The following is a 26,968-nucleotide window of genomic DNA, read 5'->3' as shown; positions in this document are numbered from 1 at the left end:
TATGAAAAGGCGTTTTTTATTTTCACTCCCTCCCCTCTCTTCTTAGTTTAGGAGGGATTTTTTTATGAAAAAATTATGTTCCATCGTACTTATTTTTCTCTTATTTACATTAACAGCTTGTACAAATGAACAAGATGCTATCGCTTCACAAAAGCAACAAACTGCGAAAAAGGCAACTACAACAGTAGAGAACCACTTACAAACAGAAATTCCAAGCAAAGTGAAGAAACCATTAAAAATCGCATTAATTATGCAAATGTCTATCGGAACTTTTTCCTCTCAATATATTGAGGGCGTCAAAAAACAAATCGAGCTATTTGGCGGCAGTGTACAAGTCTACAATTCTGATAACGATTTAGCAAAAATGGCGGCAAATTTAGATACCGCTATTAATTCAAAAGTGGATGGTATTTTAATTGATCACGGCCGCTCTGAAGCATTAAAACCCGGAGTAGAAAAAGCATTACAAGCAAACATTCCCGTAGTGGCCTTTGATAACGATCTACGCTTACCAGGTGTAACGATTATTGATCAAGATGACTATAGTCTTGCATGGAAATCATTAAAAACATTAGCAGAAGATTTGAATGGCCAAGGAAATATCGCAGTCGTATGGGTTGGCGGATTTGCTCCAATGGAACGTCGCAATGTTATCATTGATGCTTTTTATAAACGTTATCCAAATATAAAGGAAGTTGCACGATTCGGTACTGCTAGTAATAACACACCGCTTGATACACAAACACAAGTAGAAGCTTTACTAAAAAAATATCCAAAAAAAGGAGATTTACAAGCTATTTTCGCTCCATGGGATGAGTTTGCTAAAGGGGCTGTTAAAGCACTTGAACAAGCTGGTCGTACAGATATAAAAGTATATAGCATTGACTTAAGTAATGAAGATTTGCAGCTCATGCAAAAAGAAAACTCACCTTGGGCTGCTACAGCTGCAACTGATCCAGCTGAAGTAGGGAAAGTTCAAGTACGATTCTTATACAAAAAAATTGCTGGTGAACAAACGCCAGATATTTATTCGCTAGAACCTTATTTAGTAAAGAAAAATAATTTACCAAAAGAAAATATAACAATGGATCAGTTATCAAAACACATAAACGGTTGGGGCGACTCAAAAGATGCATATTCCCCTTGGATGAAAAAATTAGAGAAGGAGAAAAAATAATGACATTCTCTCTTCAAAATATTTCACATTCTTATCATGTGGCTACGCCTGTTCTAGAAAATGTTTCTATTCATATTCAAAAGGGAAAAGTTCATGCCCTACTAGGAATGAACGGGGCAGGAAAAAGTACTTTACTAAAAATAGCAACTGGTGAAATCCAACCAGTTGCTGGCGATATAAAAATCGATAATCAATCTGCCTCCTTTGCTTCACCACGAGATGCGAAAAAGCATGGTATTTCTTTCGTCACACAAGAAGTAGATCACGGACTTATTCCTGGATTATCTATCTTAGAAAATGTACTAATCGATCATTTAGCAATGCAAAACAAAGCACTATTTTCAAAGTCAAAATTGGTTGCGCTCGCCAAACAATATTTGCAATCTGTACAGATAGATTTAAATGTTTCAGAAGATGTTTCAAACTGCTCGTTACACGAAAAACAGTTACTTCTTATTGCAAGAGCTTTATCTAATAATACAAATTATCTTTTATTAGATGAACCCACTTCTTCTCTTGGACCGAAAGAAGTTGAAGCCTTTGGGAAACTATTAAAAGATTTAACATCAAAAGGCATTGGTATCATCTTAATTTCTCATCGTTTATCAGAAATTAGAAATTTCGCGGATGATGTAACTGTATTACATAACGGTAAAGTTGCACTTTCTGAAGCTACTACAAAGATTACAGATCAGCAAATTGTGGAAGCAATGACTGGAAAACAACTTACACTCCCTATTAATACAGCACCAAAACGCGGAAGCGAAGAATTATTTAAAGTACAAGAACTTCCATTACACAAAGACCATTCTCACCTTTCTCTTACAATACGAAAAGGAGAAACTATTGTGGTATACGGATTAATTGGAAGCGGAAAAACAACCCTTGCTGAAACGTTATTTGGCGCTCGTCATACTTATCACGCAGAAATAGACGGTCAAAAAATAACGATTAAAACACCACGAGATGCGATTAAAGCGAAAATCGCACTTGTACCCGAAGAAAGAAGAAAACAAGGCGTATTTCTTGCAGAAGATATTATAGGTCACACAAATTTACACCAATCAGGTTGGAGACGAAAACAAACCGAATTAAATAATGCTACTACAGCAATTTCTTCTTTCGGTATTTCACCAAATAATCCAAAAGCCTCTATTCATTCACTTAGCGGTGGAAACCAACAAAAAGTCTCAATTGCAAAGTGGGGTGGATTCAAACCTAATCTATTTCTTTTGGACGAACCAACTAAAGGTGTAGACATAGCTGCGAAACAAGACATTTTTCAATTCATTCGCAGCATTACAGAAAACGGAAGTTCCGTAATTTATTTCACAGGAGAACAAGATGAAGCACTACATATCGCTGATCGCATTCTTATACTGGCAAACGGAGAATTTGTAGGTGAATACTTACCAAACGAACTATCTCCTGAACAGCTTTTACATTTATCTGAAGGGAGTTATTCCATTGAATCTCGTTCATAAAACGAAAACTAAGAAACTATATTTACCTACTCATCTTTTTTATCAATTTAGTACAATCGCTATTATTATAGGTGTTACAATTTTTTTCTCTATCGTCAATGATTCTTTTTTAACATACAACAATATTAGTGATATTTTACGTTCTATTTCTATCGTAACGTTACTTGCGATCGGTGTTACCTTTACATTAATTGTAGATGGATTTGATTTATCAGTCGGCTCTACGGCTAGTGTAGCAACAATTGCCGCTTCTTCTTGTCTCGTTTTATATCGACAAGAACTATTAGTTACACTCCTTGTTCCTATTCTTTGCGGGTTATTAGTTGGATTATGTAATGCCCTACTCGTTATCCGAATTAAACTACCAGATTTACTAGCTACATTAAGTATCATGTATATCGTTAATGGACTGCACTTAACATTTTCAAAAGGATCTTCTATTTATGAGGGTATGTCTGAGGCTAAAGGACATTTTATTCCATCCTTTTTATTTATCGGCCAAGGTTCCGTGTTAGGAATTCCAGTCCCTGTCATTATCATGCTTATCGTCGTTTTAATTGCACATCTATTTTTAGAAAAAACAACGTACGGTCGTTTCTTTTATATGACAGGTGGAAATCGAGAAGCTGCTAGACTAGCTGGTATTCCTACCGATCGTTACCGTGTGTACGCTTATATGATTAGCGGTTTACTAGCTTCTATTGGCGGCATTATTCTATGTAGCCGCATTGGAACAGGGCAAGTTTCAGCTGGTGCCCCATTATTAATGGATGCAGTTGCAGCTGCCTATATCGGTTACGCAATGTTCGGTGCCAAGAAACCAAATATAGTCGGAACATTCCTCGGCTCGGTATTAATCGGAATTATATTAAATGGCCTCACAATGATGAATGTCCCTTATTATGCACAAGATATCATTAAAGGCAGTATTTTAATTACAGCTTTAGCCTTTTCATTTATTAAAAAGAAGCGTAAATAAAAAGTAGCGCATCGAATTCCGATGCGCTACTTTCCTTTTGCAACAATCACACGAACTACTTTCAACGTAAGAAGTAAAAGACCATTCACAATCGCTGCACTCCCTAAAAAGACCGCTATCATCAGCTCTCCCATTCCGTTATTCAATACAAACATAACAGAAAAAATGACAGCAAAAATAAACAATATTAACGTTGGTATATATTTAATAACAGGCTTCTTATATGATTTTTTTGAAAGAAGAAACGTAATTAACAGCGTCATAATGAAAACAAAATATACGGCGAATAAAAAATCATATGCAAGCCTCCTCTATGTACAAACTACTTAAATGAGATTAGGAACCTTTAATATTTCTCATTCACGTGTAATTCTTTACTGTACTTTTGAATGAAAACTGATGAAATAAACATTGTCATCCCTACACTAAAACCAATAAGCTGATCCAATAATATTTCATCATGAATGAGAAAACGAAGTAAAAATACACCACCAAAAATAAGTAACATAGTAAATCCAGTATGTCTAAGTCCTTTATATACATTTTCCATATGTATCACCTCTTCACATACTTTTATCCATATTATACCATAACCTAAAAACGTGTATAACCAACATTCAGCATTGAAACCAATAATAAAAAAAACTGCAGAGAAACTCTTCTCCACAGCCTTTTTATTATTTTTGCAAAAACGCCTGTAAATCTGCAAATTGTCTCTTCGCATCTTCATAGCCTTGCTCATATAAACTTTGTAATTTAGCCGTATCCTTTTCCATACGATCTACTTGAAGTGGCACTTCTGGGCGAATAACAAATAAATTACCCGCTTGCTCTTCTTTTTCAATGTAGTGAAGTGTTTCATTATACACTTCATAACGATTCAGCATCGTGTTAACAAGGTTCGGATATTTTTTATAAGCTTTCGCTGCAACCCATCCAAACTTTGATTTTTTCTTCGCGTAGCCATGATTTCTCGTTAAAATAACGACTGATTTTTTAAATCCATCTTCTTGCGCTTTACGAACTGGAATCGGATCAGAAATCCCGCCATCTAACAGTTGTTTACCACGGTAATTTACTACCGGTGCAATGAAGGGCAATGAACTAGACGCTTGTAATAAATTTAGTGCATCATCATTCGTTCCTTCTTTTTCAAAATAAACAGATTGTCCTGTTTCACAATCCGTCGTTCCTACAAGGAAACGTTCCGAGCTATTAAAGTATGTTTCAAAATCAAACGGCACATGCTTTTCTGGAATTTCATGGAAAATGAAATCCATATCAAATAGCTGACGTTTTCTCCATAAATTTTTATACGATAAATATTTCGGATGTGATGCATAATCAATATTGACCGTTTTATTTCTATTTCTTTGTCTGGAAAGATACGACGCTGCATGACAAGCACCAGCTGATACACCAATTACATATGGAAAATATAAGTCTTGTTCCATAAAATATTCTAGTATCCCGCCCGTATATACACCACGCATACCGCCGCCTTCTAATACTAACCCGGTATTTTCAAGCATGTTACTCTCTCCTCTATATATATTGACTCTTTAATTATTCACTATGTTAAGTATCTTTTTCTATTATATATGAGTTCTTTCAGAAATTATATTCAAAAGGCTTGAGAAGAAGGATTTTTTTCTTCCAATTATATTTCCAAATGATTGGTGACATCCTTTATAAACCTTTGAATAAAGTCTTGCTCTTCTTTCGTATATCCATCTAAAAGTAACAGCCACTTTTCTTCAGCTTGTTTATGCAATTTTTCATGAGCTATATATATTTCATTTCCACTTTCCGTTAAGCGGAAGAAGATTTCTTTTTGATTATCTAACATTTGCATCTTCTCAACGAATTTCTTTTGAAACAACTTTGTACATATTTTAGAGATTGCACCCTTCGTCATTCCCATTTCTGTCGTAATTGCCGTTACATTCATCAAACCACTTTTTCCGATACACTCGATAACATGTAACTCAGATAAAGACATATCACTTACACCTGTCTCACGAAGAAACTTCTCGTTTTGTCGTTTTAAATGTTCTTCTTTTTTATGCAAAAGTGTACGAATGTCTGAAAGTATTTCCATTAGTTTCGTTGTATGCTTCAATCCGTTCGCCTCCTAAGTTTCCAAAGAAACAATTTAACTATATACCATTTTAAAATTATTTTTTCATCTTTACAAGTTAGAAAATCATGTTAAAATAAATTTAGTTTCCAAGGAAACTAAATTACAAGGAGGTTAGCATTATGAAAAAATCTAAACTTAATTTCATTTTATATGTTGTCTGTATTAGTGCCTTACTCGGTTCCTTCTCTCAAAATATTTACACACCTATCTTACCGATGATTCAAAATTCCTTTCATACTTCTCTTTATCTTGTAAATTTAACCGTTTCACTATTCACATTCGTTCTTGCGATTATGCAGCTCATATATGGACCCTTGATTGATACAAAAGGGAGAAAATCTGTCCTTATTCCTAGTTTAATTATTAGTACGATTGGTTCAATCGGATGTGCTTTTTCGCCGAACGTTTATTTATTTCTATTTTTTAGGGCTGTTCAAGCTATAGGAATAGCAGCTATCCCTGTAGTTGCAGCAACAATTATTGGTGATTTATTTGAAGGAAAAGAACGCGGAGAAGCGATGAGCCTATACCAAATGTTACTTGCTCTCGCACCTGCAATAGGTCCTCTCATAGGTGGTTATCTCGGCAGTATAAATGGCCACTTATCTGTCTTTCTCTTTCTATCTACAATTGGCATCATCTTATTAATCATAAACATTTCACTACTCCCGGAAACAAAGCCAAATATAATTAAGCAATCTAAAGCCCAAAAGAATTACTGGCTTATCTTAAAAAATACAACTGGATTTTCTATTACTCTTATTGGCTTCATTCAATTTTGTATTTACTTTTGCTTCCTCGTTTTTTTACCGAGCATTTTAACAAATTCGTTTCACCTAACTGCAAGTGAAATTGGTCTTATGTTTGTACCAATGTCCCTTTCTATTATGCTAGGAAGCTATTGCTACAAGTTTTTGCAAAAACGCCTCACAACAAAGCAAGCTCTATTCATCACTAGTTTCTTCAATATTATATGCGTTGCTTTATTCTCTTTCACATATAGCATCAATATCCCATTCATCATTATCGTTACATCTTTATACGGTTTTAGTATGGGACTTTCTATGCCAACTCACACTACTTTATTAACGGAAGAATTTGTAGAAGAACGTGCAACAGCTATCGGTATGTACAACTTCATCCGCTATCTCGGTATGGGAACAGGCCCACTTGTAGGTGGATTTCTTTTATTGAATCAAAATTACTTTTGGATTTTCTTCCTAGGAGCAATTATGTTTCTACTCGTAATCTTATATGCGATGAAAATGCTACACTTCTCTACCACGCAAAAAGCAAAATAGAGCCCCAAAAAGGTTGGCTCTATTTTATCCTCTTTGATCCGCAACAATATGAATATCAATATACTTCGTTTGCCTCATAATTTCATTTACAATCGAACCTTTGCGAACTTCTTCCCACCTTGTTCTTGCCGATTGCCCAAGTAAAATTTGTGTTACTTGTAGTTTTTTTGCGACTTCAATAATAACATCCGCTGGCTTTCTTCCTTTTGCCTCTTCTAAAACAAAACTTGCATCAAATTGATTCGTTAGCGACTTCCACTCTTCAATTGTTTGCTTTTTACCAGCTGAAAGAGAATCTATATTTTCCCTTTCAACATTTAATACATACAATTCCGCGTTTAGCCGATCAGCCATACGCCAACCTCGCCGTATTAACTTCTCTGCTGTTGAACTGTATTGTACACAAACGAGAATTTTTTCTTTCACGCCAATCGGTTCTATAACGGTTTGGCTAATTTTCTCATCCATATCATCGGCCACTTCACGAAGCGATAATTCTCTTAGTGCTCCTAAATTATTAAGCGTGAAGAAATTTTGTAAGCTTTGCTCTATTTTTTCTTTCTTATATATCTTCCCGTCTATTAATCTCTTTCTTAATACCTCAGGCGTTGCATCAACGAGCTGAATTTCATTTGCCTTTTGTAAAATAAAATCTGGAATTCGTTCGCGCACTTTAACATTCGTAATTTGAGCTACAATGTCATGAACGCTTTCTAAATGCTGAATATTAAATGCCGATAAGACGGATATACCCGCATCTAGCAATTCCTGTACATCCATATAACGTTTCTTATTTTTAGATCCGGGAATATTACTATGCGCAAGTTCATCCACAACAACGACTTGCGGTGCACGTTTTATAATTCCTTCCACATCGAGTTCATAAAATACTTTCCCTTTATAATCTATTTCTTTTAAAGGAACTTTTTCTAAATCAGCAATTGCTTCTTCTGTCTCTTTTCTTCCGTGCGTTTCAATTAAACCAATTACAATATCTATACCGTCTTTTTTCATCTCTCTTGCATCAAAGAGCATTTTATAACTTTTTCCTACTCCTGGAGCTGCCCCTACATATAGCTTTAACTTTCCGCGATTTTGCTGCCGAATATATTCTAAATACTCTTCTGGTGTTCGCCTTTGAAACTTCGGTTCATAGTCATCTGCATACAAAATAAAAACCGCCTTTCCTTCGAAACAACGCTACCTCAATCCGTTAGATTGAGGTAGCACTGTTACTATTTCAATAGTTTCTGTAATTCTACATTTAACTTTAAGACGTTCACGCGGTTCTCTCCAAATAAGCCAAGTGCCGCACCTTCTGTTTGATCTTTAATCAACTGATTTAGCGTTTCTTTCGGAATATTCGTTAATTTAGAGATGCGATCCACCTGTACAGAAGCTGCCTGTGGACTAATATCAGGATCTAGCCCTGAACCTGAATTTGTCACTAAATCTATCGGTACTTCTGTAACTGGAACAGCTGGATTTTTTTCCTTCCAGTCTGCAATACTTTTCTCTACTCGTTTTGCTAAATCTGGATTAGATGGTGCATAGTTATTTGAACCAGATGCTTCAGCCTTATATTCAATACTAGAAACACGCCCTTGAAAATAACGTGGATCCGTGAAATTTTGCCCGATTAATTTAGAACCGATCACTTCATTTTTATCATTATATATTAGACTTCCATCCGCATTATCCTTCATTACTGCTTGCGCAATACCTGTAACAATAAGTGGATATACAAGGCCGCACAATACTAAAAATGTAAAAGTAATACGGATGATTGGTGATAGTATACTTTGTTTCTTCTCCATCTTTTTCCCCTCTTCCTTATATAAACAAGCCGACAATCATATCAATTACTTTAATTCCAATGAATGGAACAATCACTCCACCAAGCCCGTAAATAAGTAAGTTTCGGCCAAGTAGTGCGTTAGAACTCATCGGTTTATATGCGATACCTTTCATTGCTAACGGAATGAGTAATGGAATAATAACAGCGTTAAATATTAATGCTGATAAAATCGCTGACAGTGGTGAGGTTAATTTCATAATGTTCAATGCTTCCATTTGTGGAATCGCAAGCGTAAACATCGCGGGAATAATCGCAAAATACTTCGCTATATCATTCGCAATACTAAATGTCGTTAACGCACCACGCGTCATTAATAATTGCTTACCGATTCCTACAACCTCAATAATTTTCGTTGGATTCGAATCTAGGTCAATCATATTTGCTGCTTCTTTCGCAGCTGTCGTACCACTATTCATAGCTAACCCAACATCTGCCTGCGCTAATGCCGGCGCATCATTTGTACCATCACCTGTCATCGCTACAAGTTTCCCTTTATCTTGCTCTGCTTTAATAACCGCAATTTTATCTTCTGGTTTACACTCGGCAACGAATTCATCTACTCCAGCTTCTTTTGCAATCGTTGCTGCTGTTAATGGATTATCACCTGTACACATAACCGTTTTAATCCCCATTTGACGTAATTGTTCAAAACGCTCACGCATACCAGGTTTTACTGTATCCTTTAAATAAATTAAACCGTAAATACGATCGTCTACTGCAACAACAAGTGGTGTTCCACCCTCTTTTGAAATAAAATCTGCTTTTTGATTTACATCTTTCGGAATTGTTCCACCTTGTGATTGCACCCATTCAATAACGGCACCGACAGCACCTTTTCTTACTCTCGTTCCGTCCTGTAAATCGACACCACTCATTCTCGTTTCGGCTTTAAATGGAACAAACTCACCTTGTTCTGCAAGTTCCCTATTATATGATATAGATTTCGCTTGCGCGTACTCAATTACAGATCGCCCTTCCGGTGTTTCATCTAAAACTGAACTAATCGCAGCCCACTTTCCAACTTGCTCAATCGTTTCATTTCCTACAGGTAATAGTGTATGGGCCATTCGGTTCCCGAAAGTAATCGTACCTGTTTTATCTAAAATAATTGTATTAATATCACCAGCAGCTTCTACTGCTTTCCCTGACATTGCTAACACGTTAAACTTTGTGACCCGGTCCATCCCAGCAATACCAATTGCCGATAATAACCCACCAATTGTGGTTGGAATTAAACAAACTAACAATGCGACAAGTACAGCTGTATCAATTTGAAATCCTAAATAATTTGTAAAAATCGGCAACGTCACAACAACGATTAAGAAAATAAGCGTTAAACTCGTTAATACTGTATTTAAAGCAATCTCATTCGGCGTTTTTTGACGAGCAGCTCCTTCTACTAAAGAAATCATTTTATCGATAAATGATTCACCAGGATTACTCGTAATAACAATTGTAATCTCATCACTTACGACCATCGTTCCGCCTGTTACGGAACAAAAATCACCACCAGCTTCTTTTATAACAGGAGCTGATTCCCCTGTAATTGCAGATTCATCTACAGATGCTAATCCTTTGATTACTTCACCATCATTCGGAATCATTTCTCCTTGTTTTACGATAACAACGTCACCTTTTCTCAGATCAGTTGCTGAAACTTGGGCAATGTCTCCATTTTCTTTTACAACATTTGCAAATACATCTTTCTTCGACTGTTTTAAAGAATCGGCTTGTGCTTTACCACGCCCTTCCGCTAATGCTTCTGCAAAATTCGCAAATAAAACTGTAAATAATAGAATGAGAGAAACTGTTATATTAAACCACCCTGGTATACTACTAGAACTGCTTGGAAGAAAAGATAAAATAAACGTAATGATAAATCCAATTTCCACAACGAACATAATCGGATTCTTTACCATTACTTTCGGATTCAATTTCGCAAAGGATTGCTTCATCGCATGTTTTACGATATCACGATCCATCGTTTTCGCTTGTCTAACCTCATCTTCTACAGCATGTATTTGTGACTCATTTACTTGTTTTTCTTTTACTACTACCGGTCTCATCATGTACCCTCCATTACTTCAATGTAAGAAATTCTGCAATTGGACCAAGTACTAACATTGGGAAGAATGTTAACGCTCCGACAATTACAATCGTTCCGATGAAAATGCCACCAAATAAACTATTATCTGTACGGAACGTTCCGACTGTTTCTGGCACTACCGTTTTTTCTTTTAGGGAAGCTGCAACAGCTAGCATCGTAATTAAACTGAAGTAACGTCCTAAAAACATAACTAAACCAGTCGTAATATTCCAAAACGGTGTACTATCTCCTAACCCTTCAAATCCAGATCCGTTATTTGCAGCTGATGATGTATACTCATAAACAACTTGCGTTAAACCGTGGAAGCCCGAGTTAGAGATTGCTTCTGTTCCTAAATGTGTAGAAAGGGCTAATGCTGAAAATCCTAAAATGAGAAGTGGATGAAACAAAATCGTTACCGCAATTAATTTCATTTCCTTGCCTTCGATTTTCTTACCTAAAAACTCTGGTGTCCGTCCAACCATTAAACCAGATATAAAGACTGCAATAATTGCATACATAATAATGTTCACAAAGCCAGCTCCAACGCCGCCATATACCGTGTTTAACATCATATTTACAAGTGGTACTAATCCGCCAATTGGTGTTAACGTATCATGCATCGTATTAACAGCGCCTGTTTCAGCAGCCGTCGTTACTGTTGCGTATAGCGAAGAAAATACTGTTCCGAATCGTACTTCTTTTCCTTCAGTACTTCCCTGCACATGCTGTATACCCATTTCGTTTAATACGGGATTGCCATGTAGCTCAGATGTCGTAATCGTTATAAATCCTAGTAAAAACACCATGAATAGTGATACGAAAAGGACACGGCCTTGTTTTTTATTTCCTACCATTCGTCCGTACGTAAATGGAAGTGCTGTTGGCAATAACATCATAAGCATCATTTGCAAAATATTACTTATTTGCCCTGGATTTTCGAAAGGATGAGTAGAGTTTGCTCCGAAAAATCCACCGCCATTATTTCCAAGTTCCTTAATGGAAACAAATGATGCAACAGGCCCACGCAATATACTTTGCTTTGCACCTTCAATCGTATGTGCTGTAACTGCCCCATCTAACGTTTGTGGTACACCAAGTGCGACAAAGATTAACGCCGTAATAAACGCGATAGGAAGAAATACTCTCGTTAACGCTCTCGTAAAATCAACGAAAAAGTTACCGAGTTCTTTTCCAGCGAGCCCTCTTATAAATGCCATAACGAGCGCTAAAGTCGTTGCTGGTGCCGCGAACATTAAAAATGTAATCCCAATTAATTGTGATAAATAAGATAAACCATTTTCACCGCTGTAATGTTGTAAGTTTGTATCAGCCATAAAACTAATTGCTGTATTAAAAGCGAGCGTAGGCTCCATTCCTTCAATGTGTGCTGGATTTAATGGCAATACCCCTTGTAGTCTGAAAATGAAATATACGACAACAATCATAAATCCATTTAACAAAACTAATGATAGTGCGTACTGTTTCCACGTTTGATTGTATTCTTTTACACCTGTAATTTTAAAAATAAGTTTTTCAAAAGGCCCGAATACTTTATCTAACTTTTTACTCCCTTGAAAGGCTTTCTCTAAATAAATTCCCGTTGGCTTTGCCACAAGAATAAACAACAGCATTGTAATAACAACTGCGACCCAGATCATAATGAATGACTCCCCCTAATTAAAACTTTTCCGGATTTAATAATGCATACACTAAGTACACCGTAATTGCTCCAACAATAACCGATAAGGCAATCGTCATGATTGCTTCCCTTCTTTCACAACTTTATCTGACCAACTTGCAAGACTTGCCATCGATGCGACTAACACAACAAAGATCCCGATCATTACAACATCTAACATAGCTATCCCTCTCTTTTTGCAAAAATTTACCATCGAATTATCAAAAAAAGAACACTAAGCTTTACTTAGTGTTCGAAATGAACAACACAAAGTAAACCTCCTCTCTAAACGCTTACGAGGTTAGCTGTCGGATTCGGGCCTAAAGAGTAGCCCTACTTTCAAAACTGAAAGATTCACCCCAAGTGACGATGCACAAAATTGGTTCCCCCGCTCCATTTCTGGAACTCAGCGATTTTAGGTTTTTTTGGAAATTTTATGAATGATTTATGAGAGTAAATATACTCCTCTATATTTCACTTGTAAAGGGGTAAATTACTGAAAATAATAATTTTCCTATCCATTTAAACGCTTACATTAGAGGTTATTAATATTATTTCATCTATTTTCTTTATTTCTCTTCTCTTTTCTTAAAAATGACCTTTTAAATATGAAATAAAAAGAGCGAATGACATGAAGTGCATAGCTTGTTGCACTTAGCATTCGCTCTTTTTTATTCAAGCTTTATTCTCCTCGTAAAAATGCACGTAAATTTCTCCCGCGAATATAAACTTGTGTCAATTCTGCATGTAGCTGCTCATACTCGGTAATATCCATCTCTAAATACAAAGCATCTTTTGATGGTAATATAATATATGGCCCTGGAAAAAGAGGATCAATCTGGACCAATTCTTGAACTCGCTCTACCGATACCGCCCAACGATTCGCTATATCTCCCAATAGTAATACTTTCATATTCGCTTCCTCCCGCCCTATTCATAAAATAAAAAAGAAATATTATCACAATTCGTAAACACGACAAATTTAGCTCCAATTGATTCATAGAGCCTGGCTGGATATCGTTTATTCCTTGTAACAACAGTAATAGGTGCTTGGAAAGAAAAGCGAATGTGTTCTGTGAAAAAACTAACGATTGGAAGCTCATCCCCTAGTAAAATTACCTTCTTAATACTCTCACAAATACTAGTAAAATCCTGCTCCTTACTACAACTATAAGTCCAATCAAACCCACAATTCCTAACTTCAGCTGCTATCTCTTCATTTGCTGTAAAAATAATTAATTCATGCTGAAATGCTACTAGCTCTCTTAAACTCTTTATCTTGTTCTCTTCTCCAACACAAATAAGTGTTAGTTCCATGTACCCCATCCTCCTTAGCATAAAAGAATTCAAACATAGATTGATATTCCCCTATACTAATCGGATCGATGAAGTGGTGTATCCATCATGGCACCGTCCTCTCTCAAGACGCTTACGAAGTTAGCTGTCGGATTCGGGCTTTGAGAGTAGCCCTACTTTCAAATTTGAAAGATTCACCCCTAGTGTCGGCGCACAAATTGGTTCCCCCGCTCCACATAATTGGACTCAGCGTTTACAAAAAAATGTATTCTGGCTGATATATTACTCCTGTATTTTGAAAAAGTAAACAGAAAAAAAGCCAGTTATAAAACTGACTTTTTACTCACCTATGCGCGCGTTTTATTCAATTTATACGCAAAATGATTCGTCGGTCCATGACCACTACCAATATGCAATGGCTCTTCAATTGCTATACTAATAAATCGTTTTGCTTCTTGAACTGCCTCTTCCATCGAGTATCCTTTCGCAAGTCCAGCTGTAACTGCTGAAGCAAATGTACATCCGCTTCCATGCGTTTGTTTCGAAGGAATTCGCTCACTTCTAAATTCAACAAACTCTTCTCCATCAAAGAGTAAATCAATTACTTCATTACCTTGATATTCTGCATGTCCGCCCTTCATAAGCACATATTTAGCACCTAATTCGTGCAATACTTTTGCAGCTTCCTTACTATCTTCAACATTATGAATCTCCATCCCAGTTAACACTTCTGCTTCTGGGACATTCGGTGTTATAACAGTTGCTACTGGTAATAAATATTCTTTTAATGCTTGAACTGCTTCTTGCTGTAATAATGATGCCCCACCTTTTGCAATCATAACAGGATCTAGCACAATATTATTCCAGCCAAACTTTTCAATTTGTTCTGCAACAATTTGAATAATTTCACTACTAAATAACATTCCTAGTTTCACTGCATCTGGTGTTAAATCCGTACCAATTGAATTCAGCTGTTCTGTAATACCTTCTAACGGAACAGGATATACCCCTTGAACGCCAAGCGTGTTTTGAGCAGTAATTGCCGTAATAGCCGTCATTCCGTATACACCAAGCTCTTGGAATGTTTTTAAATCTGCCTGAATTCCAGCACCACCGCCGCTATCAGATCCTGCAATTGTTAAAGCTTTATTCACTTTCATCCCACTCATCCTTTTCTATCCAAAATAGCGATGATAAATCGTTTTTGCTTCGCTTATATCCTTCGTTCCATGTACGAGCACACGGCCATCTTTAAAGGCGACTAACCTCTTGTCTTCAACAGAAAATGATAGTAAATATGGATTTACATTTAAATCATTCACGCGACCTTCCAGCAACTCTTTATATTGTTCAAAATTCATTTCCTCTTTATGAGGTGGTCTAATTTGAACTGTATTTCGCCCGCATAAAACTGCTGTTTTTGATGTATTCTCTTTATTTAAATACGGATATAATGCATTCTCTCCGCATGAAGGACAATTATGCTGGCGAAGCTTTTGCACATTCATACATGAATACTCATTCTTCCACATATCAAACGACACAAGCCCATCTCGAAGTGACTCATAATCTTCTACTAACAGTTTCAGAGCTTCTGTTACTTGATGAGAAACGACAAGAGATACAGCAGGTGATATAATACCCGCTGTATCACATGTCGCCCCACCAAGCGGAATCGATTGTAATAAACATGATAAACATGGTGTTTTACTAGGAAGAATAGTGTAAGAAAGACCATAACTTCCTACACATGCACCGTAAATCCATGGAATAGAATATTTTTGCGCTATATCATTTACAATAAAACGTGTTTCGAAATTATCAGTCGCATCAATAATTACATCAACGTTTACAACCAGTTCCTCTAACGCTTCAGCCGCTACATCTTGAACGAGAGCTTCTATTGTTACATCACTATTAATCTCTTCTAAACGTTTTTTAGCCGCTATAGCTTTTGGAAGATTATTCTTTACGTCGCTCTCTGCATACAATTGTTGCCTTTGTAAATTACTCCAATCTACATAATCCCGGTCAACAATTGTTATCTTGCCAACACCTGCTCTTACAAACATCTCTGCATTTGTACTACCTAATGCACCTGCACCGATAATAAGTACATGCTTTTCTCTTATCTTTTGCTGTCCTTCTTCTCCAATTGGAGAAAATAGTTCTTGGCGAGAATATCGATTATTCAACTACGCTCATTCCTTCTAAAGGACTACTTGCAGTTGCACAACGCTTACGTGCAATACGACCTGCTTCAAATCCTAAACGTCCTGCTTCAATACTTAATTTCATTGCCTGTGCCATCTTAATAGGATCTTTTGCTCCTGATACAGCTGTATTTAATAACACACCATCTGCTCCTAATTCCATTGCAAATGCCGCATCAGCTGGGCTACCAATACCGGCGTCAACGATAACCGGTACTGTCGCTTGTTCAATAATAAAGCTTAAATTTAATGGATTTACAATACCCAGTCCTGATCCAATCGGCGATGCTCCTGGCATAATCGCATGCACGCCAAGTTCTTGTAATTTACGTGCTAATACAACATCATCAGATGTGTACGGAAGTACGATAAATCCTTCTTCCAGTAACATTTCAGATGCTCTCAATGTTTCTACCGGATCAGGTAATAACGTTCTATCGTCACCAATGACTTCTACCTTTATCATGTCACAAAGCCCAGAAGCTTTTGCTAATTTTGCAATACGAACAGCTTCTTCAGCGTTTTTTGCCCCTGCTGTATTTGGTAATAACGTATATTTTTTCACATCAAGTTTCTCTAATAAATTAGGTTGCTTTGCATCGAAGATATCCATACGACGTACTGCAAACGTTAAAATTTCAGTTTCAGAAACATCAATTGCCTTTTGCTGTACGTCAAAATCAGGGAATTTACCTGTTCCTAATAAAAGTCTAGAATGAAATGAAAATGGTCCAATGTTTAACATAATCAACCGCCTCCTACGAAAGTTACAATCTCAATTTGGTCTCCATCAAAAACAGATGTATCTATATGATCATCTTTTTGTAAAATATCTTTATTACGCTCTACTACAACAATTCTGTTATCTAACTCTAAATGTGTAAGTAGCTCAGCTACTGTTTTTACACTCGCTGGCACTTCAATTTGGTTACCATTAATTTTTAAATTCAAACTTCCATCCCCTTTCTAAACCGTTTTAGAGAGCAATGAATCTAGCAATTGATTCTCCCGCTTTCCTTCTATTAAATCAGCCATATATTGACCAGAAACAGGACTTAATAAAATGCCGTTTCGATAATGGCCCGTGCAGGCATATAAACCTTTTATTTCTTCATGCTCTCCCATATAAGGAGCTTCATGATTCGATTGTGGTCTTAATCCTGCCCATGTACTTTCCCATTCCGCTTCTTTTAAAGCTGGCAATATTGTATAAGCCCGCTCTAATATAGAAGTAATACTTTCTGGCTGCACAGTTTTATTGAACGTATGAGGCTTCATTGTTGCCCCAATTACGTAACGTCCACCGCGCTTTGGAGCAATGTAAAATCTTTCTTGAAAAATAGGTGCTTTTAAAAGTTGTTTTCTACTTCTTACTGCAACCACTTCTCCTTTAACTGGATATGTACCCCAATCGCGTTGAAAATGCCCTAGTAACTTCGTGCTCCATGAACCACCAGCAATAACAACTTTCTCGCATGCAATCCTACCTTCACTTGTAACAATTCCGGTCACTTTATTTTTTTCAATACGGATATCAAACACTTCTGTCTGTTCATATATATCCGCACCGGAAGTTGCCGCAGAATGTGCGAATGCTTTCGTAAGCTCTGGTGCAATAACATGACCATCTTTCGGATAATATACTGCTCCTATAATGGATTCAGATAGAAACGGCTCTTTTTCCCGCAAATGGTCCCCCGTTAGAAAATAGGAATCTTCACCTGTTTTCTGCTGCCAATCCATAATGTGAAGAATTCTTTCCTTCTCAACTTCATTTTGAGCAATACGATAAATTCCCTTTTCTTCATATCCAATATCAATACCCGTCTTTTCACGTAAAACTGTTGCAAGTTGCGGAAATATAGCTCGGCTTTCTCTAGCAAGTTCAAATAACGGATCATACGCATCCCATTCTGCTTGAACACCGAGTAAACCAGCAGCTGCTTTCGAAGCTTCCGATGAAATTCTTTGCTTCTCGACAATCGCTACTTTATGTCCTCTTTCTGCTAGAAAATGTGCAACTGAACTACCAATTACACCACCACCAATAATCGCTACATCATACTTCTTACACATGTTTTTCCGCCCACTTTCTTATTGATTCCTTATAAGATTCCGCTTTGCTATATGGGTTATTACTACTTATAATTCCGGACATAACTGCTATACCGCTTACACCGTTAGTAAGAACATCCATTGTGTTTTCTGGAGTAATTCCTCCAATTGCTGTAATCGGTATAGATAAACACCTTGCAATGTCTGCGATTTCTTCAAGCCCTCTCGCTGGCACACCTTTTTTACATTCTGTCGGAAATACATGGCCATAAACGAGTGAATCCGCTCCATTTTTAAATGCTACAATCGCTTCATCTAGCGAATGCACAGAATAACCGACATGCAAATACGAAAACTTTTCTTTCACTGACTTGACATCTGTGCTTCGATATCCTAGTTGAACACGAGGAATATTTAATAAAATGGCGATATCAATTCGATCGTTTATAACAATTTTAGAAGCTGGAAAGCCCTCCATTAAAAGACCTTCCACCCCTTCATATAATTCCTTCGTACTCTTCTCACGCTCACGAATATGCAAATAATCAATCTCACTCTCAATTTGCATCGCTACATTCACTAACTCTTCGAATGGCATATGGCCATTTGAGATTACGTGGAGCTCATTTTTCATATTCATTCGCCTACTTTAAAATATTTTCGAATAGCTCATCGGCCGGAACGATTTCTTTCGTCATTCCTTTGTCCTTTAGCCATTTATTTTGTTTCTCCCAAGACTCTTTTGAATCTGATAAGAATGGCTCATCTTTCGTTTCCATCTTCTCTAATAAAATTTTCATACTTTCCTTCTCAACTTCCGGCACAAGTGGGAAGTTCTCTTTTTCTTGATGATTTAATAAAATATTCAATACTTCATCTGGGTTTTTCTTCATGAAATCATAGCCTTTTTTCGTACCACGTAAGAATGCTTGCAATGCTTCTTTATCTTTTTTCAACGTTTTATCACCTGTTACAAACACAAGCTCATGATAGTTCGGTACTCCGTAATCAGCTGGATTAAAGTAAGCTGGTTCATGGCCTTCATGACGCATAACAGGTACTTCATGGTTAATGTATGCCCCTGTTACCGCATCCACCTTTTTTGTAATTAATGCTGGTACTAAGTCAAAGCCAACATCGACTACTTTCACTGTATCTGGATTACCACCAGCTTCTTTTACCATCGTTTTTAAATACATCTCACTTAGAGGTGTTCCAGAATATCCTACTGTTTTTCCTTCTAAATCTTTCGGTGATTGAATACCTGCTGATTTCAGCGATACGACATGGTTTAATGGTGAACGTACGACAGCTCCAATTGATTTCACTGGAATTTGCTCATTTGCTCTTGCCATAACAACATCTGGCTGATAATACAAGCCAACTGTCACCTTCCCCGCTGCAGCCAGTGTTAATGGATCAGTCGGATTAGAAGGGAATTTTATGTTCACCTTCACTCCCTCTTCTTTAAAGTATCCTTTTTCAATTGCCGCATAAATAAAGCTATGTACCGCATTTGGATACCAATCTAACATGACTGTTATTTCTTTCTCTTTTTTACTTTTGTCTGATGCTGAATTACTCGAACATCCTGCAATCATTGCAACTAATAATGTAAACACAAAGATGCGCTTTAAAAATTTCATGAATGCTTCCTCCAACTAATGAATTTCTTTTCTAATATGGAAATAAGTACGACGAAGAAAATAGCTAATAATGATAACAATACAATGGGTGCAAATACACCAGCTCCATCTAACTGCGTCATCATTCTCTTACTGAAATATCCAAGCCCAGCTTGTGCACCGAGCCATTCACCAATAGCTGCTCCGATAACACTAAGCGGAACTGCAATTTTTAAAGCTGAGAAAAAATAAGGAAGAGCAGACGGCAACTTTAATTTAAGAAAAACATCTTTTTTCGTTGCTCCATATGTAACTAAGAGCTCCTCCCATTCTTTTTTCGTACTACGCAGTCCATCATACGTATTGACCGCAATCGGGAAAAACGTAATTAAAACTGTAACAACAACCTTACTCCAGATGGTATATCCAAACCATAAAACAAAGAGCGGAGCAAGCGCTGTAATAGGAATCGTTTGTGAAGCAACTAATAACGGATAAAATGCTCTCTCCATCCAATTACTCGCATTCATTAATATCGCTAGCCCTACCCCAAGCACGATAGAAATAACAACGCCTATTAAAACGACATATAATGTTGCCGGCAAATGAACCGTAAATAATATATTTTTTAGTTTCCATATTTTCATAACAATTGCAGACGGTGACGGTAAAATATACATCTCATCTACAATTCTTGCTCCTATTTCCCACACTGCAAGTAAAATACTAGAAAGTGTAATGGCAGGAACTAATTCTTTCAAACGGTTCATCACACGAGTACCTGCCTTTGTAACATACTAAGAAGCTCATCTTTCAGCGCTAATACTTCCGGTTTATATAAATCTTTTCGTGTTCTGTTATGATCAAGCGGTACAATCCGCTCAGTCAAAGTCGTTATCGGCTGCTGTTCCACTACTAAAACTCGGTTTGAAAGAAATAACGCTTCTTCAACATCATGAGTGATAAACAAAATTGTTTTTTCCCACTCTTGCCATTGTTCAAACAACCATTCTTGCAAAGAGGCCTTCGTTAAAGCATCTAATGCGCTAAACGGTTCATCTAACAACAATATCTCCCCGCCTGTTAATAAAGTTCGGATAAAAGATACACGTTGCCTCATACCACCAGATAAATCTTTCGGGTATTTTTTCTCGTATCCTTGTAAACCAAATTTATGTAACAGTTCCTTCGCCTTTACTTGTGCTTCTTTCTTTTGCATACCTTGGCACTCTAGCGGCAAAGCAGCATTCTCAATAATTGTTCTCCACGGCAAAAGCATATCCTTTTGTGGCATATACCCTACCGGATGGCGCTCTGTTTCTTTCAGTTCTATCTGTCCAATACTTACCTTTTCTAGACCTGTAATAAGACGAAATAAAGTACTTTTCCCGCATCCACTCGGTCCGATAATACTGACAAACTCTTTCTCGTGTATAGAAGCATTTAATTCATGGATGATTGGCTTCTCATCATAATGAAAAGAAACATTATGAAACTGTAGTATGTTCTTGCTCCTCAAATCCCCACATCTCCTTACGATAGGACATATCCCAGAATAAATATTCAAATCGACTGGAATATAGGAAAATCTCCTCTAATCGGTCTAGTTCTTTCTCAGACTTTCCAACTGCCATTTCATTCAATAAATCTATTAACCAAATACAAAGGTTACCATATTCTTCAGAACTATATCCTTGAATCCACTCACCAAAGAACTCATGATCTCTTGCTCCAGGAATATCATTTAAACGCTTTCCAATTTCCCAGTAGCTCCACATACATGGAAGGAGTGCTGCTATTAATTCCGCAAGTGTGCCATTTTGGGATACGGACATCATATAATTTGTATAGGCTAAATTTTTAGCAGATGGTTTCGCAGACTCTATCTCCTCTATAGAAATTCCAAGTCTTTTTGCATATTGTTTATGGATCGTCATTTCTCCATTTAATATTCCATCAATTTGTTCAGCGAATTTTCCCATTACTTGTGGATTCGTTGCTTTTACAACACCAATCGCATATAACTTTGCATAATCCAATAGATATAAATAATCTTGAATAATATAATACTGGAATTTATCTTTTTCTAACGTGCCATCTCCCATACCTACTACAAACGGATGACTATGACTCATCTCCCAAACCGGTTGCACAGTTCCTAATAATCTATCGCAAAATTTCATTTCTCTATCCCCTTTCAATATATGTATCTAAATAAAAAACCACTTCTATATATAAGAAGTGGTTACAGCAAATAAAATTGTACATTTATTCGATGCTCCACTTCCCTTCGCTAGTATTACCTAGATCAGGTGTTGTAAGGGTTAAGGATTATTCCTCTCTCAGCAAATCAAGCACCCCTAGTGGTTTCAATATGAAATTTTTAAATAAAAAAGCCCCGTTTCTATACGCAAAGAAACGGGGACTCATTATTAGTGTCCGAATTGCTTCCCTACGCTAGCATAATCTAGATCAGGTAATGAAAAGGATCAAAGGCTTACGGCCTACTCTCAGCTGGCAACACCAGCTCTCCTAGCAAACTATAAAATTATCACTGTCAGTATAACACCCTAATAAGACATCATCAACTGTTTTAATTTTCTCAATTGTCAACAAAATACTGAAGTTATACAATACATATATTCTATTTTAGAAAATATAAAACCAATTAATTGTATAAAAAGGAATCATTATCCTCAAAAAATTTATTTTTATATTGATTTCATATTACATTTATGTGAATAAACCCACTATATTATATCTTTATACTATAATAAAATTACAACTATACAACTAGAGGAGGTCTCTATTACATGCATATGAAAGCTGCTGCTTTAACAGCAACTACTGTCGCAATTGCTTCTTTACTTCCTTCTATGGGAGAAACAAATGTACAAACAGCCAACGCTGAACAATTATCTAATGTCAAAACTGGATATGTCAAATTCGATCAAGTAGCCTTACATACAAAAGATAACGTAAATAGCTCGTCAATTGATACAATTCGCTTTAATACAAAAGTGAACATCCTTGAAACAACTAAAGATTGGTATAAAGTATCTGTTCAAAATAAAGTAGGTTATGTACAAAAGGATGCTATTTTACTAAAAAACAAACTTCAATCTAATAATCAATACATCGTCAATGCTAATGCATTAAACGTTCGCTCTGAACCTAATTTAGAATCTTCCATTTTAGATGTATTACCAAATGGCAAGTTCATTACCGTTCAAGAAAATCAAGGTGAATGGTATAAAATTTCACATAATGGCCAAACAGGTTACGTACAAAAAGCATTCGTGTCTAATGGTTCACAGCCCCAAGTAAAAGGAATCACAGTTCAAAATAATACAAAATATACTGTTGCAACACCTACGCTGAATGTACGTAGCACCGCTAGTACAAGTAGCGCTCTACTTGGTTCTTTACAAAACGGTACACAAGTACAAGTAGTAGAAACTGTAGGAACTTGGTATAAAATTCGTTTTGGCACAGGATACGGATATGTAGCAAGACACTATGTAGTACAAAATCAACCACAAGCTAAAACAGAGCAACCTTCATCAATTCCAGCTGCTTTCAAATTCCCTGCTCAAGGAAGAATTAGCTCAACCTTTGATATACGCTGGGAACAAATGCATTATGGTATAGATATTGCCGCTCAAGGGAACGTCTCTATCCAAGCTGCTGCTGCAGGTAAAGTTGTGAAATCTTATTATTCAGCTAGCTACGGCAATGTTGTGTTCATTGCGCATCAAATCAATGGGAAATTATATACAACTGTTTATGCTCATATGAAGGATCGCACTGTACAAGCTGGTGATCAAGTACAAACTGGACAGTTAGTAGGTCATATGGGAAACACAGGTCATTCATACGGGCAACATCTTCATTTTGAATTACATAATGGAGAATGGAATTTTGAAAAAACAAATGCAGTAAATCCACTGCCATATTTAGTTAGGTAAATTATATGCCACGCAATATACCTCTTATAATTGAATGCCTAGCCTTTTTGGGTTTAATCTGTTGTTTAATCATTTACAATACAAACATTGTATTTTTATCTATTATCATCGCTTTTGTTGCATTAGAAATTATGATGGAATCATTTCAAGTGCAACTAAAACAAAAAATTGCCCATATTTATAATGCTATTTTTCTTTTGAGTGCCCTTATAACAAATATAATTAGTAATGGCTTTTATTTATCTACCGTATTGCCTGTATTCTTTATGGCTGTATTATTATTTGTAGCTAGATATATTAATGTCCCTAACAACAAAAAACAAGAACAAGAAGCTTAGAAAGAGGAGACACTGTGTACCAATCTTTCAAAGATAATACAATAAAATATATATTGAATTTGTATGAAAAAGCCAATACTTTTTTTGGTATACAAGGAAGTTATACTGCACAACTTCTGCTATATGGAATGTTGTTTCTTGTCTTAATCACTTTCTCCTTGTTTTACTAACAAAAAAGGATCTCACATAAACCGGAGATCCTTTTTAATTTATATTAATTTTTCATATCGAAAATATTGTTTATCCACAAGCATATTTTTCATAAATAAAGCTCAGGTTATATTTTTTCTCTAAGCTCATTCTTTGTTCATCATCGCACCAATAGAAAAGAATATCATGAATCGTTGCGTAACGCTTATTTTTAAGAAATAGCTTAAAGAATGATGGTAAACAATCATGTAATTGTATAAATATATAATTGCGTAGTATTTCTTCTTTATATTCAATGCCCTTACAAATATACAGTAATTCTTCACAATAATATGCATGCTGTGGAACTTGTATCATTTCAAAAAATGGCACATAAGATAGTAGCTTTCCAATAAAATGACCGTATCGATCCATTACTCCTATCGTCATATGCTCCATCATTTCTTTCATCACATATAAATAATCATCTACATGAGTTGTCTTTAACGGGTCTAATCGATCGGAAATTTGAGACAATACAGCTCTTTGACATGCTAAAACTGCTTGACTAGGTCCATAATATGATAGGAAGTCTGTACACTTACGATATTTCCGTAATAAATCATGTGTATATAAATCATATACAAAAGTATTACAATACATCGCTAAACTCATCATATCACTATTTAATTGCTCTTTTGATAATGATTTGGCTCTCTTGCACATATAAAAGAATGTAAATTCCAATACTTCTTTATGAGATAATAAATGTTTACAATCTGTTATACATTTCTCATTAAATTTAACTCTATCCCAAATTTCTATATCCCCATCTGTCAATTCACCGATACGATATTTAATAATTAAATAGTTTAAAGCAACCGATTGTGTCAAAAGATCCCATGTTTCATATTCCAATGAAGTACGAACAAATTCAGCTAACCCTTGTGCTATCATAAAAGCATTTGCCTCTTCATACCAACCAATCTCTTGGCATAAGCGAAGGATACGCACTAAAGTTGGAATTTCATCTTTATGAAACTGCGGTAAACTCTTTACTTTATTCATGCCATATACGATAAATGCCGCTAAATTTTCTTCTTTATAAAATTCTTTCTCTTTCCATACTAATATAGTTCGTTCTTTCCCCTCACCTTTTGGGTGACAAGGTACAAGCAAAGAAAGTAATTCAGCGAAATTATTTGGTTCTATATATGTATCTGTAACCAAATTCCAATTTGGATCGCCCTGTACAGCCTTCATATAATTCCCCTTCCCTTTTTATCTATGTAGGAAATATTAATTTATTATTGCACCATTAAAAATTAATATTGTTATATTCAAAACCCCTCATAATACTTATATCTATCAGTATATCATTTTTTCTCTTATTAAAAATTAAGAATAAGAAATTTTAAAAAACTGTCGAAATTATTAACTATATACTTATTATATAATGCCTCAGATACATCACGCTAACATATTAGTTTAATCCACATATGCTAGAATAATGTATCTGAACTTTATATATAATTTAGCTCTTTATAGGGCCATTAAAATCTCGGTCAATTCAAGTTTCAATTTACTCCGTATGCTCTGAGATTTCGCTCAAGGCAAATCCAGCTTGATCATCTGCCGATTCCCTTATAGCTAAATCTCCTAGTGCTAACATGCCAATAAGTTGACCACTATCAACTACTGGTAATCGTCTAATTTGATACTGTGCCATTAGCTCTGTAGCTTTTTCAATAGAATCATTTGAAGAAACTGAGATAATATTTGTTGTCATTACATTTGTAATTTTATTAGATCCAGGATGTTTTTCAGCAATCCCCCGAACAACTAAATCTCGGTCAGTAACAAGCCCAACAACTTGCTCATTTTCAACAACAGGAATTAATCCAACCGATTCTTCCTTCATTTTTACAGCTGCCTCATATACATTGTCTAGCGGTGTACAATGTACAATATGGGTACTCATTAAGTCTCTAACTCGCGTCATTATTTATTTCCTCCTTTTTATACATACCATAGCTTTTCCAAAATTCCTTTATTTATTTCGGGAAAGTAACATAATAAAAAGGATCAACAAAATAAAAAAGAGCCAGCATAATGCTGACTCTTTTTTGTATGACCCGTACGGGATTCGAACCCGTGTTACCGCCGTGAAAGGGCGGTGTCTTAACCACTTGACCAACGGGCCATGGCTCCGCAGGTAGGACTCGAACCTACGACCGATCGGTTAACAGCCGATAGCTCTACCACTGAGCTACTGCGGAATAATATATGGTGGGCCTAAATGGACTCGAACCATCGACCTCACGCTTATCAGGCGTGCGCTCTAACCAGCTGAGCTATAGGCCCATATACTTTACAGGGGCAGTAGGAATCGAACCCACACTGGAGGTTTTGGAGACCTCAGTTCTACCTTTAAACTATGCCCCTAAATGATGCCGGCTAGAGGACTTGAACCCCCAACCTACTGATTACAAGTCAGTTGCTCTACCAATTGAGCTAAGCCGGCATAAAAAAAATGGTGGCTCGGGACGGAATCGAACCGCCGACACGAGGATTTTCAGTCCTCTGCTCTACCGACTGAGCTACCGAGCCAACATAAATGGCGGTCCCGACCGGG

31 protein-coding genes, 6 tRNA genes and 4 riboswitches are annotated in these 26,968 nt (G+C 36.3%); of the genes, 6 read left to right on the top strand and 31 right to left on the bottom strand.

What is annotated here, in order from left to right:
* Positions 1 to 64: 64 nt before the first annotated feature.
* From COK05_RS21740 to COK05_RS21730, 3 genes are read left to right on the top strand one after another with little or no spacing between them, the layout of a single operon-like run.
* The gene (locus COK05_RS21740; RefSeq protein ID WP_098614212.1) at positions 65 to 1,177 is read left to right on the top strand and encodes a sugar ABC transporter substrate-binding protein; all 1,113 of its coding nucleotides are present in this window, start codon (positions 65 to 67) and stop codon (positions 1,175 to 1,177) included.
* The gene (locus COK05_RS21735; RefSeq protein WP_141539213.1) at positions 1,174 to 2,661 is read left to right on the top strand and encodes a sugar ABC transporter ATP-binding protein; all 1,488 of its coding nucleotides are present in this window, start codon (positions 1,174 to 1,176) and stop codon (positions 2,659 to 2,661) included. Before COK05_RS21740 ends, COK05_RS21735 begins: the two co-directional genes overlap by 4 nt.
* Positions 2,645 to 3,640: an ABC transporter permease gene (locus COK05_RS21730; protein ID WP_098614210.1), complete on the top strand. Its 996-nt coding sequence runs from the start codon at positions 2,645 to 2,647 to the stop codon at positions 3,638 to 3,640. Before COK05_RS21735 ends, COK05_RS21730 begins: the two co-directional genes overlap by 17 nt.
* 26 nt (positions 3,641 to 3,666) lie before the next feature.
* On the opposite strand, the gene COK05_RS21725 is transcribed toward COK05_RS21730, so the two are convergent.
* From COK05_RS21725 to COK05_RS21710, 4 genes are all read right to left on the bottom strand, one after another.
* Positions 3,667 to 3,903, bottom strand: a complete 237-nt coding sequence (locus tag COK05_RS21725) for a sugar ABC transporter ATPase (protein ID WP_098614209.1) — start codon at positions 3,901 to 3,903, stop codon at positions 3,667 to 3,669.
* Positions 3,904 to 3,986: 83 nt separating this feature from the next.
* Positions 3,987 to 4,190 (bottom strand): hypothetical protein, encoded by a 204-nt coding sequence (locus COK05_RS21720; protein ID WP_098614208.1) that lies wholly within the window; start codon positions 4,188 to 4,190, stop codon positions 3,987 to 3,989.
* A 127-nt stretch (positions 4,191 to 4,317) separates the two neighbouring features.
* The gene (locus COK05_RS21715) at positions 4,318 to 5,172 is read right to left on the bottom strand and encodes a patatin-like phospholipase family protein (protein ID WP_098614207.1); all 855 of its coding nucleotides are present in this window, start codon (positions 5,170 to 5,172) and stop codon (positions 4,318 to 4,320) included.
* A 128-nt stretch (positions 5,173 to 5,300) separates the two neighbouring features.
* Positions 5,301 to 5,762, bottom strand: a complete 462-nt coding sequence (locus COK05_RS21710; RefSeq protein WP_098614206.1) for a MarR family transcriptional regulator — start codon at positions 5,760 to 5,762, stop codon at positions 5,301 to 5,303.
* Positions 5,763 to 5,902: 140 nt separating this feature from the next.
* Here COK05_RS21710 and COK05_RS21705 point away from each other — a divergent pair, with 140 nt between their 5' ends.
* Positions 5,903 to 7,084 (top strand): MFS transporter, encoded by a 1,182-nt coding sequence (locus COK05_RS21705; protein WP_098614205.1) that lies wholly within the window; start codon positions 5,903 to 5,905, stop codon positions 7,082 to 7,084.
* A 24-nt stretch (positions 7,085 to 7,108) separates the two neighbouring features.
* Here COK05_RS21705 and kdpDN read toward each other — a convergent pair whose 3' ends face one another.
* From kdpDN to tenA, 19 genes are all read right to left on the bottom strand, one after another.
* Positions 7,109 to 8,254 (bottom strand): KdpD-like non-kinase potassium sensor, encoded by a 1,146-nt coding sequence (gene kdpDN / locus COK05_RS21700; RefSeq protein ID WP_141539205.1) that lies wholly within the window; start codon positions 8,252 to 8,254, stop codon positions 7,109 to 7,111.
* A gap of 65 nt (positions 8,255 to 8,319) precedes the next feature.
* A complete protein-coding gene (kdpC, locus tag COK05_RS21695; RefSeq protein WP_098614203.1) occupies positions 8,320 to 8,901 on the bottom strand; it encodes a K(+)-transporting ATPase subunit C in 582 nt (193 codons plus the stop codon).
* A gap of 16 nt (positions 8,902 to 8,917) precedes the next feature.
* The gene (gene kdpB / locus COK05_RS21690; RefSeq protein ID WP_141539204.1) at positions 8,918 to 11,008 is read right to left on the bottom strand and encodes a potassium-transporting ATPase subunit KdpB; all 2,091 of its coding nucleotides are present in this window, start codon (positions 11,006 to 11,008) and stop codon (positions 8,918 to 8,920) included.
* A gap of 13 nt (positions 11,009 to 11,021) precedes the next feature.
* Positions 11,022 to 12,689 (bottom strand): potassium-transporting ATPase subunit KdpA, encoded by a 1,668-nt coding sequence (gene kdpA, locus COK05_RS21685; protein WP_098614201.1) that lies wholly within the window; start codon positions 12,687 to 12,689, stop codon positions 11,022 to 11,024.
* A 19-nt stretch (positions 12,690 to 12,708) separates the two neighbouring features.
* The gene (kdpF, locus tag COK05_RS21680; protein WP_000150657.1) at positions 12,709 to 12,789 is read right to left on the bottom strand and encodes a K(+)-transporting ATPase subunit F; all 81 of its coding nucleotides are present in this window, start codon (positions 12,787 to 12,789) and stop codon (positions 12,709 to 12,711) included.
* Positions 12,786 to 12,890 (bottom strand): SipW-dependent-type signal peptide-containing protein, encoded by a 105-nt coding sequence (locus COK05_RS21675; protein WP_000887889.1) that lies wholly within the window; start codon positions 12,888 to 12,890, stop codon positions 12,786 to 12,788. The genes kdpF and COK05_RS21675 overlap by 4 nt, the downstream gene beginning before the upstream one ends.
* A gap of 95 nt (positions 12,891 to 12,985) precedes the next feature.
* Positions 12,986 to 13,131, bottom strand: a riboswitch (cyclic di-AMP (ydaO/yuaA leader).
* 134 nt (positions 13,132 to 13,265) lie between these two features.
* Positions 13,266 to 13,388 carry a hypothetical protein gene (locus COK05_RS31855; RefSeq protein WP_001034421.1) on the bottom strand — a complete coding sequence of 41 codons (123 nt, stop codon included), beginning with the start codon at positions 13,386 to 13,388 and terminating at the stop codon, positions 13,266 to 13,268.
* A gap of 3 nt (positions 13,389 to 13,391) precedes the next feature.
* Positions 13,392 to 13,622 carry a hypothetical protein gene (locus tag COK05_RS21665; RefSeq protein WP_000866309.1) on the bottom strand — a complete coding sequence of 77 codons (231 nt, stop codon included), beginning with the start codon at positions 13,620 to 13,622 and terminating at the stop codon, positions 13,392 to 13,394.
* Positions 13,623 to 13,639: 17 nt separating this feature from the next.
* A complete protein-coding gene (locus COK05_RS21660) occupies positions 13,640 to 14,026 on the bottom strand; it encodes a hypothetical protein (RefSeq protein WP_141539203.1) in 387 nt (128 codons plus the stop codon).
* Between the two features lie 93 nt (positions 14,027 to 14,119).
* A riboswitch (cyclic di-AMP (ydaO/yuaA leader) is annotated at positions 14,120 to 14,267 on the bottom strand.
* An 85-nt stretch (positions 14,268 to 14,352) separates the two neighbouring features.
* Positions 14,353 to 15,174: a bifunctional hydroxymethylpyrimidine kinase/phosphomethylpyrimidine kinase gene (gene thiD / locus COK05_RS21655; RefSeq protein WP_141539202.1), complete on the bottom strand. Its 822-nt coding sequence runs from the start codon at positions 15,172 to 15,174 to the stop codon at positions 14,353 to 14,355.
* Positions 15,175 to 15,180: 6 nt separating this feature from the next.
* Entirely contained in the window at positions 15,181 to 16,200 is a 1,020-nt protein-coding gene (locus COK05_RS21650; RefSeq protein WP_098614198.1) for a thiazole biosynthesis adenylyltransferase ThiF, read from the bottom strand.
* Entirely contained in the window at positions 16,193 to 16,963 is a 771-nt protein-coding gene (thiG, locus tag COK05_RS21645) for a thiazole synthase (RefSeq protein ID WP_098614197.1), read from the bottom strand. Before thiG ends, COK05_RS21650 begins: the two co-directional genes overlap by 8 nt.
* A 2-nt stretch (positions 16,964 to 16,965) precedes the next feature.
* Positions 16,966 to 17,169 carry a sulfur carrier protein ThiS gene (gene thiS, locus COK05_RS21640; protein ID WP_098614196.1) on the bottom strand — a complete coding sequence of 68 codons (204 nt, stop codon included), beginning with the start codon at positions 17,167 to 17,169 and terminating at the stop codon, positions 16,966 to 16,968.
* 15 nt (positions 17,170 to 17,184) lie between these two features.
* Positions 17,185 to 18,294 (bottom strand): glycine oxidase ThiO, encoded by a 1,110-nt coding sequence (gene thiO, locus COK05_RS21635; protein WP_098614195.1) that lies wholly within the window; start codon positions 18,292 to 18,294, stop codon positions 17,185 to 17,187.
* Positions 18,287 to 18,907: a thiazole tautomerase TenI gene (gene tenI / locus COK05_RS21630; protein WP_098614194.1), complete on the bottom strand. Its 621-nt coding sequence runs from the start codon at positions 18,905 to 18,907 to the stop codon at positions 18,287 to 18,289. The genes thiO and tenI overlap by 8 nt, the downstream gene beginning before the upstream one ends.
* A 10-nt stretch (positions 18,908 to 18,917) precedes the next feature.
* Positions 18,918 to 19,919, bottom strand: coding sequence for an ABC transporter substrate-binding protein (locus COK05_RS21625; protein ID WP_098614193.1), 1,002 nt, complete (start codon positions 19,917 to 19,919; stop codon positions 18,918 to 18,920).
* Complete coding sequence (locus tag COK05_RS21620; protein ID WP_098614192.1) at positions 19,916 to 20,668, bottom strand: ABC transporter permease; 753 nt, start codon at positions 20,666 to 20,668, stop codon at positions 19,916 to 19,918. Before COK05_RS21620 ends, COK05_RS21625 begins: the two co-directional genes overlap by 4 nt.
* Positions 20,668 to 21,417, bottom strand: a complete 750-nt coding sequence (locus COK05_RS21615; protein ID WP_098614191.1) for an ABC transporter ATP-binding protein — start codon at positions 21,415 to 21,417, stop codon at positions 20,668 to 20,670. The genes COK05_RS21620 and COK05_RS21615 overlap by 1 nt, the downstream gene beginning before the upstream one ends.
* Positions 21,386 to 22,081: a thiaminase II gene (gene tenA, locus COK05_RS21610; RefSeq protein ID WP_098614190.1), complete on the bottom strand. Its 696-nt coding sequence runs from the start codon at positions 22,079 to 22,081 to the stop codon at positions 21,386 to 21,388. Before tenA ends, COK05_RS21615 begins: the two co-directional genes overlap by 32 nt.
* An 85-nt stretch (positions 22,082 to 22,166) precedes the next feature.
* Positions 22,167 to 22,270: riboswitch (TPP riboswitch) on the bottom strand.
* Positions 22,271 to 22,330: 60 nt separating this feature from the next.
* Positions 22,331 to 22,442, bottom strand: a riboswitch (TPP riboswitch).
* A gap of 269 nt (positions 22,443 to 22,711) precedes the next feature.
* On the opposite strand from tenA, the gene COK05_RS21605 reads away from it, so the two are divergent.
* Both COK05_RS21605 and COK05_RS21600 read left to right on the top strand, forming a co-directional pair.
* Positions 22,712 to 23,866 (top strand): SH3 domain-containing protein, encoded by a 1,155-nt coding sequence (locus COK05_RS21605; protein WP_098614189.1) that lies wholly within the window; start codon positions 22,712 to 22,714, stop codon positions 23,864 to 23,866.
* Positions 23,867 to 23,871: 5 nt separating this feature from the next.
* A complete protein-coding gene (locus COK05_RS21600; protein WP_098614188.1) occupies positions 23,872 to 24,204 on the top strand; it encodes a hypothetical protein in 333 nt (110 codons plus the stop codon).
* A 240-nt stretch (positions 24,205 to 24,444) separates the two neighbouring features.
* Here the strand turns inward: COK05_RS21600 and COK05_RS21590 are convergent, their stop codons facing one another.
* The 8 genes from COK05_RS21590 to COK05_RS21555 form a co-directional block, all read right to left on the bottom strand.
* Positions 24,445 to 25,596, bottom strand: a complete 1,152-nt coding sequence (locus COK05_RS21590) for a DUF3965 domain-containing protein (RefSeq protein ID WP_098614186.1) — start codon at positions 25,594 to 25,596, stop codon at positions 24,445 to 24,447.
* Positions 25,597 to 25,915: 319 nt separating this feature from the next.
* A complete protein-coding gene (locus COK05_RS21585) occupies positions 25,916 to 26,335 on the bottom strand; it encodes a CBS domain-containing protein (RefSeq protein WP_098614185.1) in 420 nt (139 codons plus the stop codon).
* Positions 26,336 to 26,464: 129 nt separating this feature from the next.
* Positions 26,465 to 26,536 (bottom strand) — tRNA-Glu (locus COK05_RS21580).
* Between the two features lies 1 nt (position 26,537).
* Positions 26,538 to 26,612: transfer RNA gene (locus COK05_RS21575), tRNA-Asn, on the bottom strand.
* 8 nt (positions 26,613 to 26,620) lie between these two features.
* Positions 26,621 to 26,697 (bottom strand) — tRNA-Ile (locus tag COK05_RS21570).
* 10 nt (positions 26,698 to 26,707) lie between these two features.
* Positions 26,708 to 26,778 (bottom strand) — tRNA-Trp (locus tag COK05_RS21565).
* A gap of 6 nt (positions 26,779 to 26,784) precedes the next feature.
* A tRNA-Thr gene (locus COK05_RS21560) sits at positions 26,785 to 26,857 on the bottom strand.
* Between the two features lie 10 nt (positions 26,858 to 26,867).
* Positions 26,868 to 26,943, bottom strand: a tRNA-Phe gene (locus tag COK05_RS21555).
* Between the last annotated feature and the right edge of the window lie 25 nt (positions 26,944 to 26,968).

It is taken from the genome of Bacillus cereus (assembly GCF_002567495.1).
Classification (GTDB): Bacteria; Bacillota; Bacilli; order Bacillales; family Bacillaceae_G; genus Bacillus_A; species Bacillus_A cereus_AQ.
This window is presented reverse-complemented; position numbering and strand designations above follow the sequence as displayed.

Bases quoted from the DNA above. Each gene is read 5' to 3' on its own strand.
- kdpA (WP_098614201.1), bottom strand. From the start codon at position 12,689: ATGATCTGGGTCGCAGTTGTTATTACAATGCTGTTGTTTATTCTTGTG.
- thiG (WP_098614197.1), bottom strand. From the start codon at position 16,963: ATGTTAAACATTGGACCATTTTCATTTCATTCTAGACTTTTATTAGGA.
- tenA (WP_098614190.1), bottom strand. From the start codon at position 22,081: ATGAAATTTTGCGATAGATTATTAGGAACTGTGCAACCGGTTTGGGAG.
- COK05_RS21625 (WP_098614193.1), bottom strand. From the start codon at position 19,919: ATGAAATTTTTAAAGCGCATCTTTGTGTTTACATTATTAGTTGCAATG.
- COK05_RS21740 (WP_098614212.1), top strand. From the start codon at position 65: ATGAAAAAATTATGTTCCATCGTACTTATTTTTCTCTTATTTACATTA.
- COK05_RS21605 (WP_098614189.1), top strand. From the start codon at position 22,712: ATGCATATGAAAGCTGCTGCTTTAACAGCAACTACTGTCGCAATTGCT.
- COK05_RS21600 (WP_098614188.1), top strand. From the start codon at position 23,872: ATGCCACGCAATATACCTCTTATAATTGAATGCCTAGCCTTTTTGGGT.
- COK05_RS21585 (WP_098614185.1), bottom strand. From the start codon at position 26,335: ATGACGCGAGTTAGAGACTTAATGAGTACCCATATTGTACATTGTACA.
- tenI (WP_098614194.1), bottom strand. From the start codon at position 18,907: ATGAAAAATGAGCTCCACGTAATCTCAAATGGCCATATGCCATTCGAA.
- COK05_RS21590 (WP_098614186.1), bottom strand. From the start codon at position 25,596: ATGAAGGCTGTACAGGGCGATCCAAATTGGAATTTGGTTACAGATACA.
- COK05_RS21715 (WP_098614207.1), bottom strand. From the start codon at position 5,172: ATGCTTGAAAATACCGGGTTAGTATTAGAAGGCGGCGGTATGCGTGGT.
- COK05_RS21660 (WP_141539203.1), bottom strand. From the start codon at position 14,026: ATGGAACTAACACTTATTTGTGTTGGAGAAGAGAACAAGATAAAGAGT.
- thiO (WP_098614195.1), bottom strand. From the start codon at position 18,294: ATGTGTAAGAAGTATGATGTAGCGATTATTGGTGGTGGTGTAATTGGT.
- COK05_RS21620 (WP_098614192.1), bottom strand. From the start codon at position 20,668: ATGAACCGTTTGAAAGAATTAGTTCCTGCCATTACACTTTCTAGTATT.
- kdpF (WP_000150657.1), bottom strand. From the start codon at position 12,789: ATGACGATTGCCTTATCGGTTATTGTTGGAGCAATTACGGTGTACTTA.
- thiD (WP_141539202.1), bottom strand. From the start codon at position 15,174: ATGAGTGGGATGAAAGTGAATAAAGCTTTAACAATTGCAGGATCTGAT.
- COK05_RS21725 (WP_098614209.1), bottom strand. From the start codon at position 3,903: ATGACGCTGTTAATTACGTTTCTTCTTTCAAAAAAATCATATAAGAAG.
- COK05_RS21675 (WP_000887889.1), bottom strand. From the start codon at position 12,890: ATGTTAGATGTTGTAATGATCGGGATCTTTGTTGTGTTAGTCGCATCG.
- kdpB (WP_141539204.1), bottom strand. From the start codon at position 11,008: ATGAGACCGGTAGTAGTAAAAGAAAAACAAGTAAATGAGTCACAAATA.
- COK05_RS21705 (WP_098614205.1), top strand. From the start codon at position 5,903: ATGAAAAAATCTAAACTTAATTTCATTTTATATGTTGTCTGTATTAGT.
- COK05_RS21720 (WP_098614208.1), bottom strand. From the start codon at position 4,190: ATGGAAAATGTATATAAAGGACTTAGACATACTGGATTTACTATGTTA.
- COK05_RS21665 (WP_000866309.1), bottom strand. From the start codon at position 13,622: ATGAAAGTATTACTATTGGGAGATATAGCGAATCGTTGGGCGGTATCG.
- kdpC (WP_098614203.1), bottom strand. From the start codon at position 8,901: ATGGAGAAGAAACAAAGTATACTATCACCAATCATCCGTATTACTTTT.